This is a genomic window from Massilia aurea, assembly GCF_014200505.1.
Taxonomy (GTDB): Bacteria; Pseudomonadota; Gammaproteobacteria; order Burkholderiales; family Burkholderiaceae_D; genus Telluria; species Telluria aurea_B.
This window is the reverse complement of sequence record NZ_JACHBX010000002.1, coordinates 963,447-979,261: the sequence shown is the minus strand read 5'-3', so window position 1 is coordinate 979,261 and position 15,815 is coordinate 963,447. Positions and strand designations below refer to the sequence as shown.

General features: G+C 64.0%; 14 protein-coding genes and 1 pseudogene. 10 read left to right on the top strand and 5 right to left on the bottom strand.

Annotation, left to right across the window (positions count from 1 at the left end):
- Window positions 1-30: 30 nt before the first annotated feature.
- Window positions 31-1,137: a DUF839 domain-containing protein gene (locus tag HD842_RS13680; protein ID WP_183555226.1), complete on the bottom strand. Its 1,107-nt coding sequence runs from the start codon at window positions 1,135-1,137 to the stop codon at window positions 31-33.
- A 605-nt stretch (window positions 1,138-1,742) separates the two neighbouring features.
- On the opposite strand from HD842_RS13680, the gene leuA reads away from it, so the two are divergent.
- Complete coding sequence (gene leuA / locus HD842_RS13675; RefSeq protein ID WP_183555319.1) at window positions 1,743-3,425, top strand: 2-isopropylmalate synthase; 1,683 nt, start codon at window positions 1,743-1,745, stop codon at window positions 3,423-3,425.
- 124 nt (window positions 3,426-3,549) lie between these two features.
- Here leuA and HD842_RS13670 read toward each other — a convergent pair whose 3' ends face one another.
- The gene (locus tag HD842_RS13670) at window positions 3,550-5,187 is read right to left on the bottom strand and encodes an ATP-binding domain-containing protein (RefSeq protein ID WP_183555225.1); all 1,638 of its coding nucleotides are present in this window, start codon (window positions 5,185-5,187) and stop codon (window positions 3,550-3,552) included.
- Between the two features lie 189 nt (window positions 5,188-5,376).
- On the opposite strand from HD842_RS13670, the gene HD842_RS13665 reads away from it, so the two are divergent.
- The 8 genes from HD842_RS13665 (at window position 5,377) to HD842_RS13630 (ending at window position 12,650) form a co-directional block, all read left to right on the top strand.
- Entirely contained in the window at window positions 5,377-8,115 is a 2,739-nt protein-coding gene (locus tag HD842_RS13665; protein ID WP_183555224.1) for a DUF6701 domain-containing protein, read from the top strand.
- On the top strand, window positions 8,112-8,585 hold the full coding sequence (locus HD842_RS13660) for a pilus assembly FimT family protein (protein WP_267875174.1): 474 nt from the start codon (window positions 8,112-8,114) through the stop codon (window positions 8,583-8,585). Before HD842_RS13665 ends, HD842_RS13660 begins: the two co-directional genes overlap by 4 nt.
- Window positions 8,575-9,018 (top strand): type IV pilus modification PilV family protein, encoded by a 444-nt coding sequence (locus HD842_RS13655; protein ID WP_183555222.1) that lies wholly within the window; start codon window positions 8,575-8,577, stop codon window positions 9,016-9,018. The genes HD842_RS13660 and HD842_RS13655 overlap by 11 nt, the downstream gene beginning before the upstream one ends.
- Window positions 9,015-9,896: a prepilin-type N-terminal cleavage/methylation domain-containing protein gene (locus tag HD842_RS13650; protein WP_183555221.1), complete on the top strand. Its 882-nt coding sequence runs from the start codon at window positions 9,015-9,017 to the stop codon at window positions 9,894-9,896. The genes HD842_RS13655 and HD842_RS13650 overlap by 4 nt, the downstream gene beginning before the upstream one ends.
- Window positions 9,893-10,420 (top strand): pilus assembly PilX family protein, encoded by a 528-nt coding sequence (locus HD842_RS13645; protein WP_183555220.1) that lies wholly within the window; start codon window positions 9,893-9,895, stop codon window positions 10,418-10,420. Before HD842_RS13650 ends, HD842_RS13645 begins: the two co-directional genes overlap by 4 nt.
- 113 nt (window positions 10,421-10,533) lie before the next feature.
- The gene (locus HD842_RS13640) at window positions 10,534-11,448 is read left to right on the top strand and encodes an AraC family transcriptional regulator (RefSeq protein ID WP_183555219.1); all 915 of its coding nucleotides are present in this window, start codon (window positions 10,534-10,536) and stop codon (window positions 11,446-11,448) included.
- A gap of 75 nt (window positions 11,449-11,523) precedes the next feature.
- A complete protein-coding gene (locus HD842_RS13635; protein ID WP_183555218.1) occupies window positions 11,524-12,156 on the top strand; it encodes an HAD hydrolase-like protein in 633 nt (210 codons plus the stop codon).
- Window positions 12,157-12,233: 77 nt separating this feature from the next.
- A complete protein-coding gene (locus HD842_RS13630; RefSeq protein WP_183555217.1) occupies window positions 12,234-12,650 on the top strand; it encodes a hypothetical protein in 417 nt (138 codons plus the stop codon).
- 52 nt (window positions 12,651-12,702) lie between these two features.
- On the opposite strand, the pseudogene HD842_RS13625 reads toward HD842_RS13630, so the two are convergent.
- Both HD842_RS13625 and folE read right to left on the bottom strand, forming a co-directional pair.
- Window positions 12,703-12,978: pseudogene (locus tag HD842_RS13625) on the bottom strand (transposase); the annotation flags it as partial.
- A gap of 87 nt (window positions 12,979-13,065) precedes the next feature.
- Entirely contained in the window at window positions 13,066-13,632 is a 567-nt protein-coding gene (gene folE / locus HD842_RS13620) for a GTP cyclohydrolase I FolE (RefSeq protein ID WP_183555215.1), read from the bottom strand.
- Between the two features lie 143 nt (window positions 13,633-13,775).
- Here folE and HD842_RS13615 point away from each other — a divergent pair, with 143 nt between their 5' ends.
- Window positions 13,776-14,636 (top strand): hypothetical protein, encoded by an 861-nt coding sequence (locus tag HD842_RS13615; RefSeq protein WP_183555214.1) that lies wholly within the window; start codon window positions 13,776-13,778, stop codon window positions 14,634-14,636.
- A 14-nt stretch (window positions 14,637-14,650) separates the two neighbouring features.
- Here HD842_RS13615 and nudC read toward each other — a convergent pair whose 3' ends face one another.
- Complete coding sequence (nudC, locus tag HD842_RS13610; protein WP_183555213.1) at window positions 14,651-15,472, bottom strand: NAD(+) diphosphatase; 822 nt, start codon at window positions 15,470-15,472, stop codon at window positions 14,651-14,653.
- Window positions 15,473-15,815: the final 343 nt, after the last annotated feature.

Sequence of the window (15,815 nt, the reverse complement as noted above, 5' to 3'; positions counted from 1 at the left end):
GCCATCTGGCCGCCATCTGATCGGAGTCGATCACGGCAAGCTAATCTTTACTATTGAGTTCCCGGACGTTACATACAGCAGCCCTTTACCGTTCGTAACGATGCCGCGAATGTCACCCAAGCTCCCCGGCAAATCCCCAACCCGCAGTGTCGTCGCCCGCGTCGTCCCAGCCACCGTCGTCACCACACCCGCCGGCGTAATCTTGCGAACGAGGTTATTCACCGCGTCAGCCGCATACAGATTGCCTTGTGGATCAACCGTCAGCGCCACCACCTGCTCGAAGCGCGCTGCGTTGCCGGTGCCGTTCACCGCGCCGCGAACGTTCGGCGCACCAGCGATCGTAAACAGATTGTCCGAGCCAAAATTGGCCGTCGGATTCCAGCGACTGATCTCGCGCTCGAGGTCGAACAAGTACACGACATTGCTGCTGTCCACCGCCACCCCGCGCGGCGCCAGCGTGCGCGTTCCGAACAGGTCGCCCACCGTGTTCTGCCCTTCCAGAATTCCCGTCCCACCCGCGCCGATGGCAAACCGACGCGTGCCGTAGTTGTTAGTGATGTAGAGATTGTTGTTGGCGTCGACGGCGATCATGCCTGGCGTGACATCAGGCCGGCTCGCTGTCGCGATGTTGCTGCCAACCGGGATCGTGGTCACCGTCGCGACCTGGCCACCCGTTGTGATGCTGCGGATGTTCACGTCATCCGCCACAAATACCGTGCCGCCGCTCCCCACCGTCAACGCAACCGGATTGACGAAGCGCGCATTGGCGGCAGCGCCGTTGGTCAGCCGGCTCTGCCCTGCGCCGCCGGCCAGCGTGGTCACCACACCGTCCGGCGTGATCTTGCGGATGACGTAGTTACCGCGATCTGCCACATAGACGTTGCCGCTGCTATCAATCGCCAGCCCGTGCGGATTGTTGAAGCGCGCCGCCGTGCCGGTGCCGTCCATGGTCCCGTCGGCAGTCGGGTCGCCCGCGAACACCGACAGCGCCGCCGTTTGTGCTGGCGGCGGCTTGCCATCGTCCTTGTCCTTGTCCTTCGGGATGCCGTCACCGCAACCGGCCAGCAGCGCCATCAAACCAACGGCGCCAAGCAGATTCAGGCGCGAGCGGGACACATCATTAACAGGGCGGCGCATTGGCAAAATCTCCAGAAAGTATCTCGAACGATGCTATCACGGGCCTTTGCGCGCGGTGGTGCTGCCGGTGATGGCTGGTGCATAAACTGCGTCGGACATTCCCCTGCGGCGTGTCAGATACAGGCGACGTACTTGGGTTCCCGCCTTCGCGGAAACGACGTTTTCACGTTGACTGGAAAATAATGCCACCCCGAATTCCCGTACTTTCTTTTCCACATGCGCCTATTGTCCGCTTGACATACGGCGCCGAGTTCCTTAAAGTCGAAATTATGTCTTTCACCCTGCATCTGTCGAACACTCTCCCTGCCGCTGGCGCGCTATCGCTAGCTGCACTGCTACTACGCGCCTGATCGTTCGGCCGTACGCCCGGCACACGCCGGTCCCCACAGCAGCAGGAAAGTCGCAGATGTCTACCACGCCAATTTTCGCTTCATCGTTTTTCCTCACCGGGTCCATCCTGGCGGCGAGCGCTTGCGTCCAGTGTGTACTGGCACTAAACCTACCGACCGGTTGCCGGGCCTCGCGTTTCGTGGCCCGCCCGGCAGCCTCCGCCACCCGCAGGCGCATCCGCGCCGCCCAGTGACCAAACCAATCAGGAGCACCCGATCATGTTGACCAATCCCGCCGCCAAGTACCGTCCCTTCCCTGCCATCGACCTGGCAGACCGCCAGTGGCCAAGCCGCACCATCACCACGCCGCCGATCTGGATGAGCACCGACCTGCGCGACGGTAACCAGGCATTGATCGAGCCAATGAGCCCGGAAAAGAAGCTGCGCTTCTTCAAAATGCTGGTCAAGATCGGCATCAAGGAGATCGAGGTGGGCTTCCCGTCCGCCTCGCAGACCGACTTCGACTTCGTGCGCATGCTGGTCGACGACAAGCACATCCCGGACGACGTCACCATCATCGTGCTGACCCAGTCGCGCGATGAGCTGATTCGCCGCACCGTCGAATCGGCCGTTGGTGCCAAGCGCGCGATCGTCCACGTCTACAACTCGGTCGCGCCGGTGTTCCGCCGCGTGGTCTTCAATATGGAGCGCGACGAGATCGTGCAGATCGCGGTCAAGGGCACGCAGCTGATCAAGGATCTGACATCCCAGCATCCGCAGACCCAGTGGGGCCTGGAGTATTCGCCAGAATCGTTCTCGACGACCGAGCTGGATTTCTCGAAGCAGATCACCGATGCGGTCAGCGCCGTCTGGCAGCCGACGCCGGCCAACAAGATGATCGTCAATCTGCCGTCGACCGTCGAAGCGGCCACGCCGAACGTCTACGCCGACCAGATCGAGTGGATGTGCCGTAACCTGAACAACCGTGAATCGCTCGTCATCAGCGTTCACCCGCACAACGACCGCGGCACCGCCGTCGCCGCTGCCGAACTGGCCGTGATGGCCGGTGCGGACCGCGTCGAGGGCTGCCTGTTCGGTAACGGCGAGCGCACCGGTAACGTCGATCTGGTCACCCTGGCCATGAATTTGTACACGCAGGGCGTGCACCCGGGGCTGGACTTTTCGGATATCGACGCCGTGCGCCAGCTGGTCGAGGACTGCAACCAGCTGCCGGTGCACCCGCGCCATCCGTATGCGGGCGATCTGGTGTTCACGGCGTTCTCGGGTTCGCACCAGGATGCGATCAAGAAGGGTTTTGCGAAGCAGCAGGCCGACGCCATCTGGGAAGTGCCATACCTGCCGATCGATCCGGCCGACCTGGGGCGCAGCTACGATGCGGTCATCCGCGTCAACAGCCAGTCGGGCAAGGGCGGCATGGCCTACCTGCTCGAACAGGAATACGGCCTGCAACTGCCGCGCCGTTTGCAGATCGAGTTCTCGCGCGTCGTGCAGCGCCAGGCCGACGAGAGCGGCCGCGAAATCAACCCGGCCGATCTGCACGCGCTGTTCGCGCGCGAATACCTGGATCAGCAGGAGCCGTATCACTATATCGCGCACCGCATGACCGAAGACAGCGCGCATGACGTGCAGCTCGAAGTCGATGTGGCGCGCCACCATGCGCCGCAGGTGTTCTCGGGCCGCGGCAACGGGCCGATCGACGCGTTCGTCACGGCGCTGGGCCTCGAGATTCGCCTGATGGATTACCACGAGCATGCAATCGGCTCGGGCGCCGATGCCCGTGCGGCGTGCTATGTCGAGCTGCGGGTGGGAAATGGCCCGACGTTGTTCGGTGTCGGCATCGACAGCAATATCGTGACGGCGTCGTTCAAGTCGGTGCTGTCGGCGGTGAACCGCCATGTGGTGAGTGCAGAGCCGAATTCGGACGCATTGGCAGCGTAACGCGTGGGCGGCAAAGCCGCCCACCCTACCCGGCTATCCGAACGGTAGGGTGGACGGGTCCCCCGTCCACGCGGTGATGGTTGGCGCCGAGATCACCTGGCCCGCAATCAGGCGCCGCGATGATTCACCGCCCACTCATCCGATCCACAATCTGCAACGACGCGCGCTCGCTCATCACCAGCACGAGCTTGAGCCGCGCGCGCGTCATCCCCACGAACAGCTTGCGCAGCGTCTGCTCGTCGAGTTCTTCGAAATCGATCTCGGTAAAAATCAGCGCCGGCGCCGACTGCCCCTTGAAGCGGTACACCGATTCGGCCAGCAATCCGCCTTCGCGGAACACCGGCGTGCCGAACAAGTCGTACGCACCCGTGAACGAGCGCAGCGAGTGCGCATCGCTCAGGCGATCGAGCTGCAAAATGGCCGACTTTTCGCGGCCGCGAAACGCGCAGATCGCGATGTCCTGGCGCCCGAAGCCGGCCGCTAGGCACGACGTCACGGCGCGCCGCGTCTGTGCCAGCATCGCTTCGACGTCGCCTTCAGGATAGGTCAGCTCTTCGATGTCGGCGCCCTTGAACGGGCTGCCCGCCTCTACCGGCTGGTGCGATGCGCCAATGGACGTGAGCATGTCGACGATCTGGCGCGGGCTGCGATAGTTGACATGCGAATGCAGCGTCACCCAGCCCGGCAGTGGCACCATCCCGCGGCCGTACAGGTTCTGGTCCGGGTCTTCCATCCAGATCGCGCGGCCGCCCTCTTTCAGCATGCGCAGCACGATGTCGCGCCACGCCACCGAAAAGTCCTGGCCCTCGTCGACGATGACGACGTCGAATTGCCAGGTTTCGGGCAAGGTGGCGTCGGCCATCGATGCTTCGATCTTTTCCCACACATCCGCCGCCGCGTAATCGGGCGTGATGTCCTGCGCGCGCAGCCAGGCGTCCGACAGCATGTGGAAGGTCGCCACCCGCCCGCCGGCCGGCACCAGCCGTTCGATGTGGTCGGCCAGCGGCCGGTTGAAGCACACGTACAGCGGACGCAGGCCGGCGTCGATGGCAGCGCTGTATTCGGCCAGCGCCAACTGCGTCTTGCCGCTGCCGGCGGTGCCGATCACGTGCAGCCGGAATGGCGAGAAGTCGAGCCGCCGCGCCCAGGTGGCCAGGCCGCCCGAGAGTTTGGTGACCATCGCCTCGGCGTTGCCGATCATGGCGCTCGGATCGGGCCGCAGGTTCAGTGTGTCGCCCAGGAAGCGCGTGACCTTGTCGAAGTCGTCGGTGCGCTCGGTGATAGGCAGCGCCTCGCGGATCACGCGCGCCAGCTTGGGTTTGTTCGATGCGTCGATGATGTGGTCGGCGTCGATGCCGGCCAGTGGCTGGTCGCGCACGATGTAGTCGGGGCAGTACAGCAGGTAGTCGATGGACAGCTTTCCCTGGAAGCGCTTGGCCAGGCCCTCGATCGTGGCCAGGATCTGCGTGCGGACCTTGCGCGGCTTGCCCTGGTAGCTTTTGACTAGGCCGTCCGGCGTCTCGTTCAGAAAACCGGCGACCTGCTCGATGACCAGGATGCGGCCATTCGGCGCGAGCACGATGAAGTCGACGTCGCCGTACACCGAATAACCCTGCTCGACGTTCGTCCAGTGCACGCCGTGGTAGATCACGTAGGGCGTGTCGGCCAGGCGCTGCTCAAGGTAGGCGAGCGTCTCGATTTCGCGGGCGGCGGCGCCCGTGACGGACAGTTCGCGCCAGCCGCTTGGTTGGATATGGGCCATGGTGTCCGCTAACGTTAATAAGGTGGAAACTATTGTAAGACTGTTTCCACGATAGCCACACACCGTTGTCCATACCACGCACCCAGTGCGCGGAAAGCTGTCGAATGGTTGCCTGAGTGAAAAATCTATTGTGGCTGTACGGCAATCCAGTGCACACTTTCGTTCATCCCGTTTCGTGCAGGTTTCCTTGTGTATTTCACTTCCCCGTTCTCGCTGATCCTGCGCACGGCGCTGGCGCTGTTCGGCCTGCTGCTCGCGACCGGCGCCGCCCAGGCTGGCGCGACGTACCGCTTCGGCGGCGCAGCGGTACCGGGCTGCTCACTGTCGGGCAAGGTGTACACCTGCCCCAGCAGTGCGGGTATCGCCTCGGACGACAAGATCATCATCGACTCGGGCTATACCGTCAGCGTGCGGTCCGATTTCACGTTCGGCTACAACCAGGGCCTGACGATGTCGGGCACCGCGCGCCTGACCAGTACGGGCAATCTGAGCATCGCTGATCTTCCGCCCTCCAACCTGAATGTGACTGGTGGTTCATTCAGCTCTGCCAAAACCTTCACCGCGGGTAACCAGGTGCAGACCTTCAAGGCCGACATCAGCGCCGCGTCGCTGGTGCTGGGCAGCGGGTCGACCTTGCAGATCACCGGCACGCTGGTGTCCACCGGGCCGGTCACCGTCGGGTCGAACACGACGATCACCGGCCCTGTCACCGGCACCACGGTCTCGATCGGCACGCCGGTCAGGATCACGGGCGACGTCAAGGCCTCCACGAGCCTGTTCCTGGGCTCGGGCAGCACGATCGACGGCAACGTCGACACCGGCCAGATGACGCTGCAAGCCTCGGACGCGCTCATCACGGGCAACGCAGCGGTTGACTTTGCAAAGCTGGACTGGCACGGCCGCGTGGCCAAGAAAGTCATCTGCAAGACAGGCACGCGCCCTGGTGAGTGCGACTGTGTGGAGAACCAGAGCGGCTATCCGGTCAACACCCCCGAAGGCCCGACCTGTGAGTCGGCCAAGCCGGCGACGGCCCCCTTGCATCATTTTCAGATCACCCATGACGGCAGCGGCCGCACCTGCGCGCCGGAAAGCGTGACCGTGACGGCCTGCGCCAACGAGTCTTGCAGCGCCTTGTACAAGGGCGGTGCACAAATCACGTTGTCGCCGGGTGCAGTGGCAGCCACCATCGACAGCTCCGGCACCACGCTGGCGCAGGTGTCGCGCAACACGGCCGGCACGGACACCCTGCAACTGACGCAAAGTGGCGCCAAACCGGCCACCACCTGCTACAACAGCACGAGCAAGAGCACCAGCTGCGCGATAACATTTGCCAGCGGCGTGAGCTTCCGGATCGACGCAAATCACCACAAGGCCGGTGACAGCGCGGGCGCCATTGTCACGGCGCTCGCGCCCGACCCTGCTACTGGCCAGTGCGTGGCGGCCTTCAGGAACACCAGCAAGGATATCGCGTATGCCTGCCAGCATGTCACGACCAGTGCCGACACCAAGGGGTTGCAGCTGACCGACAACACGACCAAACGCGCCGCCACGCTGGCTTGCGCCACTGGTGCGGCGCAAGCCGTCAACAGCCGGTTCGATGCCGACGGCAAGGCGCAACTGACGCTGGTCTACCAGGATGTGGGCACGCTCAAACTCCTGGCGTCGTTCGACGACGCCCAGGGCGACACCACGGTGACCGTCGCGCCCTACACCTTCGACTTTTCAACATTGCCCTCCTCCCCCGTTCGCGCGGGCGAGAATTTCCAGGTCACCGTCACGGCAGTCAACAAAGCCGGCGCCACCACGCCAAGTTTCCACCGCAGTGCCCTGGCGGCTGGTGCCACGCTCACTGACATTGGGCTGTCCTGCGTCGGCAAGGGCAGCGCCGGCCTGTTCACTGGCGCCAGGACGGAATTCAATAGCGGCGTCGCTGTGGCGACCCTGGCATGGGGCGACGTCGGCATGCTGGACCTGAAGGCGACGTTGAGCGATTTTTTGGGTAGCAAGGTAGACGTGCTGGGTACCAGTGGCGAGACAACGACATGCACGCCAACCGTCGGCCCCTTCATCCCCAAATATTTCAAGGTCGATTATCCGGCTGCGAGCAAGACACGCGCGTTCTACTATGCCGGCGAGCCCATCCCTGTCGAGGTGGCGGCGATGAATGCGCAGGGCGCCATTACCAGGAACTATTCGGGCGACCTGGGCCTGAGCGAAACGGTGACGCTCACCGCTCTCAATCCGGCCGACTATGCTGCAATCAAGGACACCAGCGCCGAACTGAAGGACTTTACCGTGCCCGCAAGCGCCTTCAAAGATGGGCTCGCACAAGCCAGGCCAGCCTACGGGCCGAAAACTGCGGCGCCGATCGCTGCCAGCATTTTGCTCAGGGCCAGCAACAGCGGGGGCGTGGTGACATCGGGCGATGGAAAGGGCAGCTACGAGATAGCCCGGCCAGCGGTCCACAGTGGCCGCCTGCGTATCGCCAATGCATTCGGTCGCATCAACACGCCACTGCCGATGCGCATCGAAGCCTATTACTGGACCGGCAAAAGCTGGCTGTTCAATCAGAAGGATGACTTCACCGTGATTCCGGCCAGCGCGTTCGTGCAAGCGGCCCGGTCCAACGTGACGGGCGGCGTGGCGCCGACGATTGGCGCCGTCAAGAGTGCCGTGGTGCTGGCCAGTGGTCGCGGGCAAGTCGACCTGACGGGTGACCGGCCCGGCTGGATCGACCTGGCGATCAATCTGGGCAATGATACGCAGCCCCTGCCGTGCAACAACGCCGTGTATCCCAAGAACACCGGTGCTCGGCTGGCCTGGCTGCGCCTGCCCACGGGCTGCGCCGATCCATCGGCGCGCGCGACCTTTGGTGAGCAGTCGGCCGAAGAGCGTCGCATCATCCATGTGCGCCAGGTGTTCAATTGAGCCGCCAGCAGGGTTTCACGATGGTTGAACTGATCACGGTGATGGTGCTGATCGGCGTGCTGGCAGCCTTTGCCGTCCCGCGCCTGATGGGAGACAGCGCGACCGGTGCGGCCCTGTTTGGCGACCAGGTGGCCAGTGGACTGCGCATGGCCCAGAAAAGCGCGGTCGCGCGTCGCCGCACGGTATGCGTGACCACGACGGCAACGACGCTGATGCTGCGCGTGCGTACCGCCGTCGGCAACGGCCCCTGTGGCAACGTGCAGCTGCAGGGCATCACCGATGGTCTGTACGACAGCAAGGAAGCAAATATCGTCATGAGCGGCGCGCCCCCGCTGCTGCTGTTCCGGCCCGACGGCACCATCGATGACGGCAACGGCGTACGCCTGGGCAGGGTCGACATCGCCATCAAGGGTGCTGATGCCATCCGGCGCACCATCACGCTCGACGGAGGCACTGGCTATGTCCATTAAACGCATGGCAGGCACCACGCTGATCGAACTGATCGTCGCAATCGTGATCGTGGGCACCGCCCTGGCGGGACTCGTGGCTGCTTATAACCGCGCCAATATCGCCTCCACCGATCCCTTGATTACCCAGCAAATGCTGGCGATCGCCGAATCGATGATGGAAGAGGTCATGCAAAAGCCGTTTGTCGCCCAGCCGAATCAGGCAGGTCGCCTGTTTTTCAATGACCTCATGGACTACAACGGCTACGGGCCTGTCGCCGTCAGCAATGTCAACGGCGGCGCTGTCCCGGGCCTGGGACGCTATACCGTGCAGGTGCAGGTCAACCAGCAGGCCATCACCGGCGTGGCGGCTGCCGACGCCATGCGCGTCCAGGTCATCGTGCGCGCGCCCGGCGCCCAGGATCTGCGTCTGGTCGGCTGGAGGACGCGTCCATGAGCCATTCCATGCCCTACTCCATGCGCCATCGCGTGCAGCGCGATGGCGGCTTCACGCTGGTCGAGCTGATCCTGGTCATCGTCCTGATCGGCATCATCGGCGGCGTGCTCACGATGCAGCTGGCCCCGGCCATCCAGAGTTACCTCTTGATCAGCCAGCGCGCAGGCCTGACAAGTCAGGCTGACACCGCGCTGCGCAGAATCACCACCGAGGTGCGCGCCGCCGTGCCCAATTCGCTGCGCCTGAATAATCCGCAATGCCTGGACCTCGTGCCGACCCGCGATGGCGGCCGTTATCGAATGGGCCCCGACACGGTCAATCCCAACGACGCCCATATCAACGATGCCGAAACCGGTGCCGCGTTCGATGTGCTCACGCCGCTCAATGCGATGCCGACGCCAGGCGATGCGATCGTGATCGGCAACCGCAGTCCGGACGATGTGTATAACGACTCCAATGTCGGCACGGTCAGCGCGCTGGCCGGGCCATCGCCGAATGCGCAGGCCGGCATCACCCGCATCATGCTGAACGCGCCGATCCAGATTCCCCAAGGGTACGATGGCGGCCGCTTCCTGGTCGTGCCAGGAGCCGAGCGCGTCGTTACTTACGTCTGTACGCAGGGCGTCGACAAAGTAACTGGCAACGGCACAGGCTTCCTGACACGGTTTTCCCGCACCACGCCTGGCGCAACGACGTGCAATGCGCCGGCCGGCACACCGGCCATCGTGGCCACCCGGGTGTCGGCCTGCAGCTTCGTCGTCTACACCAACCAGGGCGCGACCCAGGACAGCGGCTTCGTACAGCTCCAGCTCACGCTGACCGAGCGCGGTGAATCGGTCCCGCTCACGATCGGCACCCACGTCGACAACCTGCCATGAGCCGCTTCCCCATCCTTCCCCGGCACCAGTCGGGCTTCGCCTATATTGCTGCTGTGATCTTCCTGGTGGTGATTGCCGGCATTGCGGTCGTGCTGTTGCGCCTGACCGAGACGCAGCAGAGCACCGTCAACCAGGCCTTGCTGGCCTCACGCGCCAGCCTGGCGGCGCGCGGCGGCATCGAATGGGTCTTCAACAACCCGGTGCAGCGCTGCTCCCAGGCCCCTCTGTCGACCAGCAATGCAGCGCCAGCGGGGGCGGTCAACCATCTCACTGACTTCCGTGCCGAGTCCGGATTCCTGGTCAGTGTCAGCTGTTCGTTTCGCGCCTATAACGAGGGCGAGGCGATCGATGCCAGCGGTAACTCGTCGCCGGTTGTCAAACGTATCTACCGGATCGACGCCGTGGCCTGCAATGGCACTGCCAACACCTGCCCGGACACCGGCAGCGTGCCACGCGCCGATTATGTCGAGCGCGCGCAAGTGGCCACCATCTGCCTGCTGACAGACGGCGCGCCTTGCGTGTGAGTGTTACCGTTGGCAACGGCTGCCCTGCCGGAGGATCGTGCAATCTTCCCGGACCATCGCACGCCCCGCCGGTGTTCTAATGACACGTTGTCCACCGACCCGAGAAACTGTTCATGCAAGCGATCCGCGACCTCGCCACCCAGATTGCGCAGCACGCCCCCGGCGACGGCATGCACCAGAGCCCGATCCCCGGCGTGTGGCTGATCCGCAGCGGCCAGACCACCGAACCGCTGCGTGTCGTGCACACGCCGGCAGTGTGCATCATCGCGCAGGGTGCCAAGCTGGTCTCGCTGGGCGGCACTGACTACCGCTACGACACGGCCAAGTTCCTGGTCGTGTCGGTCGACTTGCCGGTGACCGGCTGCGTGACGCTGGCGACGGAAGATGAACCCTATCTGTGCCTGCGGGTCGATCTCGACGCGCAGTTGCTCGCCGCGCTCGACCTCGAACTGCCAGCCCGGCCGGCCGCGCGCGGCACGCCCCCGGCGCGCGGGCTGTTCCTGAGCGAGACCACGCCCGCGCTGCTCGAGGTCGCCAACCGCCTCGTGCGCCTGCTCGATGCGCCGCACGACATCGCGGTGCTCGCGCCACTGCTGCTGAAGGAATTCCACTATCGCCTGCTCACCGGCGAGCATGCCGACACCGTGCGCCATTGCGCCCGCGGCGATGGCCGCATCGCGCAGGTCACCCGGGCCATCTGCTGGATCAAGGATCACTACAACCGGCCATTGAGCGTCGAGCGCCTGGCTGGCGAGGTGGGCATGAGTTCGTCGACGCTGCACGAGCACTTCAAGACCGTGACCTCGATGAGTCCGCTGCAGTATCAGAAGCAGCTGCGCCTGCAAGAGGCGCGGCGGCTGATGCTCGCCGGGTCGATCGACGCGGCGCGCGCGGGCCATGCGGTGGGCTACGAAAGTAGCTCACAGTTTTCGCGCGAATACGCGCGCTTCTTCGGCCTGTCGCCGGGGCGCGATGCGACGCGGCTGCGCCAGTCGCTGCAGGCGGGCGGCCTGCAGGGGATGCGCTGACAGGGGCGTGCCGGCGACGTGGCGGCGCCGCGGTCTCTATAATCGCCGCATGACTTCTACTCAACTGACCCGCGCATGAGCTATCGCCTGGCGATCTTCGACTTCGACGGCACGCTGGCCGACTCGTGGCCTTTCTTCATGAGCGTGTTCAACGAGATCGCCGACCAGCACGGTTTCCGGCGCGTCGACGCCGCGCAGGCCGAGCAGCTGCGCCACTACGGCCCGCGCGACATCATGCGCCATGTCGGCATGCCGGCCTGGAAGCTGCCGATCGCCTCGCGCTCGTTCATCGACCGCATGCGCGGCGCCACGGGCCGCATCGCGCTGTTCGACGGCATCGCCCACACGCTGCACGAGCTCGACCGCAATGGCGTGCGGCTGGCGGTGGTGTCGTCGAATGCCGAAGACAATGTGCGCCACGTGCTGGGGCCGGAACTGGCAGGCCTGATGGGGCAGTACGAATGCGGCATGTCGATCTTCGGCAAGGCGGCGCGCATCCGCAAGGTCGTGCGCCGTGCCACGGTGCCGGCGATCCAGGCGTTGTATGTCGGCGACCAGACCACCGATGGCGACGCCGCGCGCCGGGCCGGGATCGCGTTCGGGGCGGTCGGCTGGGGCTATGCGTCGATCGAAGCGCTGCGCCGGGTAGCCCCGGAGTGCGAGTTCGGCACGCCTGCGGATCTGCTGTCGCTCGCAAGCCAGGCATAAGCGCCACGGAATTGCCCGGACGCATAGGTCAGTTGCTATACTCGGCAGCAACTGCATCAATGAACAACGGACCTTTCATGCGCCTTCCACTCATCTTCCTGGCTCCGCTGCTGCTGAGCGGCTGCTTCATCGAGACATCGACGTATGTGATCGACCTGAATACCGATCATGCAATCACGCTGAAGGTGGAGAAGGACAATTTCTGGACGAAAGAAGGCACGCTGCGCGTCGTCATGTCGCGCCTGCCGGATTGCCAGCGCCAGTACGAGCTGGGCTCGGTGTGGCTGGCCGACTTGCAGGTCGAGCTGTTCGGCAACGGCAACAACGTCTATACGCTGCGCGCAGACGACCAGGCGTGGCAGATCGACACCACGACCTGTAGCGAACTGAAGGCGCCCGACCCCGATGCCGTTACCGGTCTGCCGCTGGGCATCTTCACGCTGGACAGCGACAACAAGCTCAGTTTCGAGAAGCCGGAAGCTGACAGCAAATAACAGCTCAATAGCGCTGGATCAGCGTGCGCAATCGCGCGAGCTCGATCTCACGGCCTGATTTTTCGAGCACGCTTTCGAGCAGCGACTGGCCGTTTTCACGTTGCATGGTCCACTGCGTGAAATACTCGTGCACCGTGCGCCACGGGGGAAAATCGGGTGGCATCGCGCGCCAGGTGGCGCCCGTGTGCAAAAAATACAACACGGCGCAAAACACGTCGTACAAATCGTGCTTGCGCGGGCGCGTCTTGCGGCGTGCCGCTTCAAGCATGGCGCGCACGCCCTCGAAGTGTTCGCGGGGTATATCGCTGGGGTAGACAGCTCGGTCCATGGGTGACCTCCAAAACAGCTTGGAGGCCCGGATCTGGAACAGGTTCCCTAGCTGTATTTACAGTCTACCCAAAATAATTGAACCTAGCTAGTCCCGCGTTAGCGCCAGGAACTCGGTTCGCAGTGCCAGGTTCGGCTGCAGCTCGCCCAGCAGGGTCGAGGTGATGGTTTCTTCGCCAATGGCGCGGATGCCACGGCTTTCCATGCACAGGTGGCGGCACTTGATGACCACGCCCACTGCTTTCGGTTCCAGCACTTCCATCAGCGCATTGGCGATCTGCATCGTCATGCGTTCCTGCACCTGCAGGCGCTTGGAAAAGATATCGACCAGGCGGGTCAGCTTCGACAGGCCGACGATTTTGCCGTTCGGCAGGTAGCCAACGGTGGCCTTGCCGAAGAACGGTGCCAGGTGGTGCTCGCAATGGCTGTAGACCGGGATGCCGCGCACGACGATCAGCTCGTTGTATTCTTCGGCGCCGTCTTCAAATGCCTTGAGCACTTCCACCGGATTCTGGTCGTAGCCCGACGTCCAGTGCTTCCAGGCCTTGGTCACGCGCGCAGGCGTTTCGATCAGGCCGGGACGGTCCGGATTTTCGCCCAGCGATGTCAGCAGACGACGCCAGTCGTGTTCGGTGAAAGCTTCTTTGTCAGACATGGTGCACCCTAAAATAACGATTGCCGCCAGTATATAGAAAACGTCTGGCCCCGGTCGGGGCTGCCCTATTCTTGCGCTAAATCATCTGCTGCATGCGACATATCTCATAACGTTGAATGCATTACCCGTTCACGGAGAGCGCCATGTTCAGCAGCGCGGTACTGGAAGTGGTCATCGGGCTGGCATTTTGCTACGCCTCCCTGGCGCTGACCGTCACGACCTTGCAAGAGGCCTTGTCGGCCATGTTCCGGCTACGCGCCGGCATGTTGCGCGCCTGTCTCCAGCGCATGCTGCACGACCCGGCTTTCACGGGCATCGCCCGCGCCTTGTACGCACATCCGTTGATCAGCACGCGCACCGACCTCACCGACCCGCACGCGCCGCAGCATCCCGGCCCATCCTACATCGAACCGGCCAACTTCGCGATTGCCCTGATCGACGCCATCCGCGGAGGCGGGGCCGCGCTCGACAGCGCCATTGCCGCCGTGCCCGATCCGCAACTGCGGCGCACGCTGAACACGCTGTACGTGCAAACGGGGGGCGACGTGCAGCGCTTCCAGGCGGCGCTTGGCGGCTGGTTCGACAGCACGATGGCGCGCCTGTCGGGCGCCTACAAGCGGCGCCAGCTGCTGGTGTCGTTCCTGCTGGCGCTGCTGCTGGCAATCCTGCTCAACATCGACAGCATCCACCTGTTCCAGACACTGTGGCGGCAGCCGGCCCTGGCTGCCGGCGTCCATGCCGTGCCTGCCGCGCTCGACGCGAAACTGGTGAACGATCTGGCAACGCTGCCGATCGGCTGGGCCAGCTTTCCGCCGGTGCTCGATGGCGCGTTTGCGCTGCAGGTCACCGGCTGGCTGATCACTGCCAGCACGACGCTGTTCGGCGCGCCGTTCTGGTTCGACATCCTGCAGCGCGCGATCAACCTGCGCAGCACCGGCGCCAAGCCGGCACCGGTGGAGGTCGGACAAGCCATGGCGCACCACGCCGGTCCGGCAGCGCCGTAGCGCCACCTCAGGTGTTACGTGCCGGGTGGCCGGTGCGCGTCGATCAGCACGCTCGAGATCGACATCTGCGGTATCCGCTCCGGCCACTCGTCACCCGGGCCGAACCAGCGCGCCTCGGCGATTTCAGCCGGGTCCACGCGGATCTCGCCGTCCAGATAATCGGCCGTGAACGCCAGCATCAGCGAATGCGGGAACGGCCACGACTGGCTGGCAAAGTAGCGCGGATTGTGCACCCGCAGTCCGACCTCCTCGAACACTTCGCGCGTGATGCATTCTTCGATCGACTCACCCGCTTCCAGAAAGCCCGCCAGCGGCACGAAGCGCTGCGTGGCATGCAGCACGTGCTTGGCCAGCAGCACCTGGTCGCCCTTGCGGATCAACACCATCATGGCCGGCGAGATGCGCGGATAGGCCATGTGACCGCACTGCGGACACTTGAAGCAGCGCTCACCAGTGGCCAGCACGGTGCCGCTGCCGCACACGCCGCAGAAGCGATGGGTGCGTGCCCATTCAGCCACCTGGGCGGCGCGCCCGGCCAGGCCCACCAGCGACTCGTCCATCACGCCAAACAGCGCGCGCAGGCCACGCCACGCATAGCCTGCCGGCAGCGCAGGTTCGGCATCGAGCCAGCCGGTCTGGCAATACCGGCCATCAAGCAGGCCAAGCGGCTGCAAGTGTTCGCGCACCGCGCCGACCTGTTCGAGCACAGCGACGTCGGGTAGCGCTGGCCCGTCTTCGCGCACCAGCAGTTGGCCCTTGTGGAACAGAAAGTTCAGTGGCGCCGGATCGGGATGCGGCGCAAACAGTGGCGTGAAGGAAGCAGGCGTATGCAGCATGATCGATGGGGTGGTCAATGAGATCGCTAAATGATACTGCCTTTCACGGTTCGGGATTCGGTGCGCCCCCTGCCCGTTGACCGGCCCGGCCAACGTGGTGGACGCAGGCCAGCGCGCCTTCAAAGAGGGGTTATTTCTGGTGATGGATGCTTTACATCGGCGTTGCCGGCAGGCGACGGGATCGTGTCTTGAACTGTTCTTGACCCGATGTCATTAACGAAATCGTCCTGGAAGTTGTCTAGTCAGGTTATGTTGCAATTTGCCCCCCCCGCGCTCTGACTTTTGCCTGCTTGGCTGTTGTGTAAGTCATTAATTTATTAGGGAAAATAGTTGGACCACGATA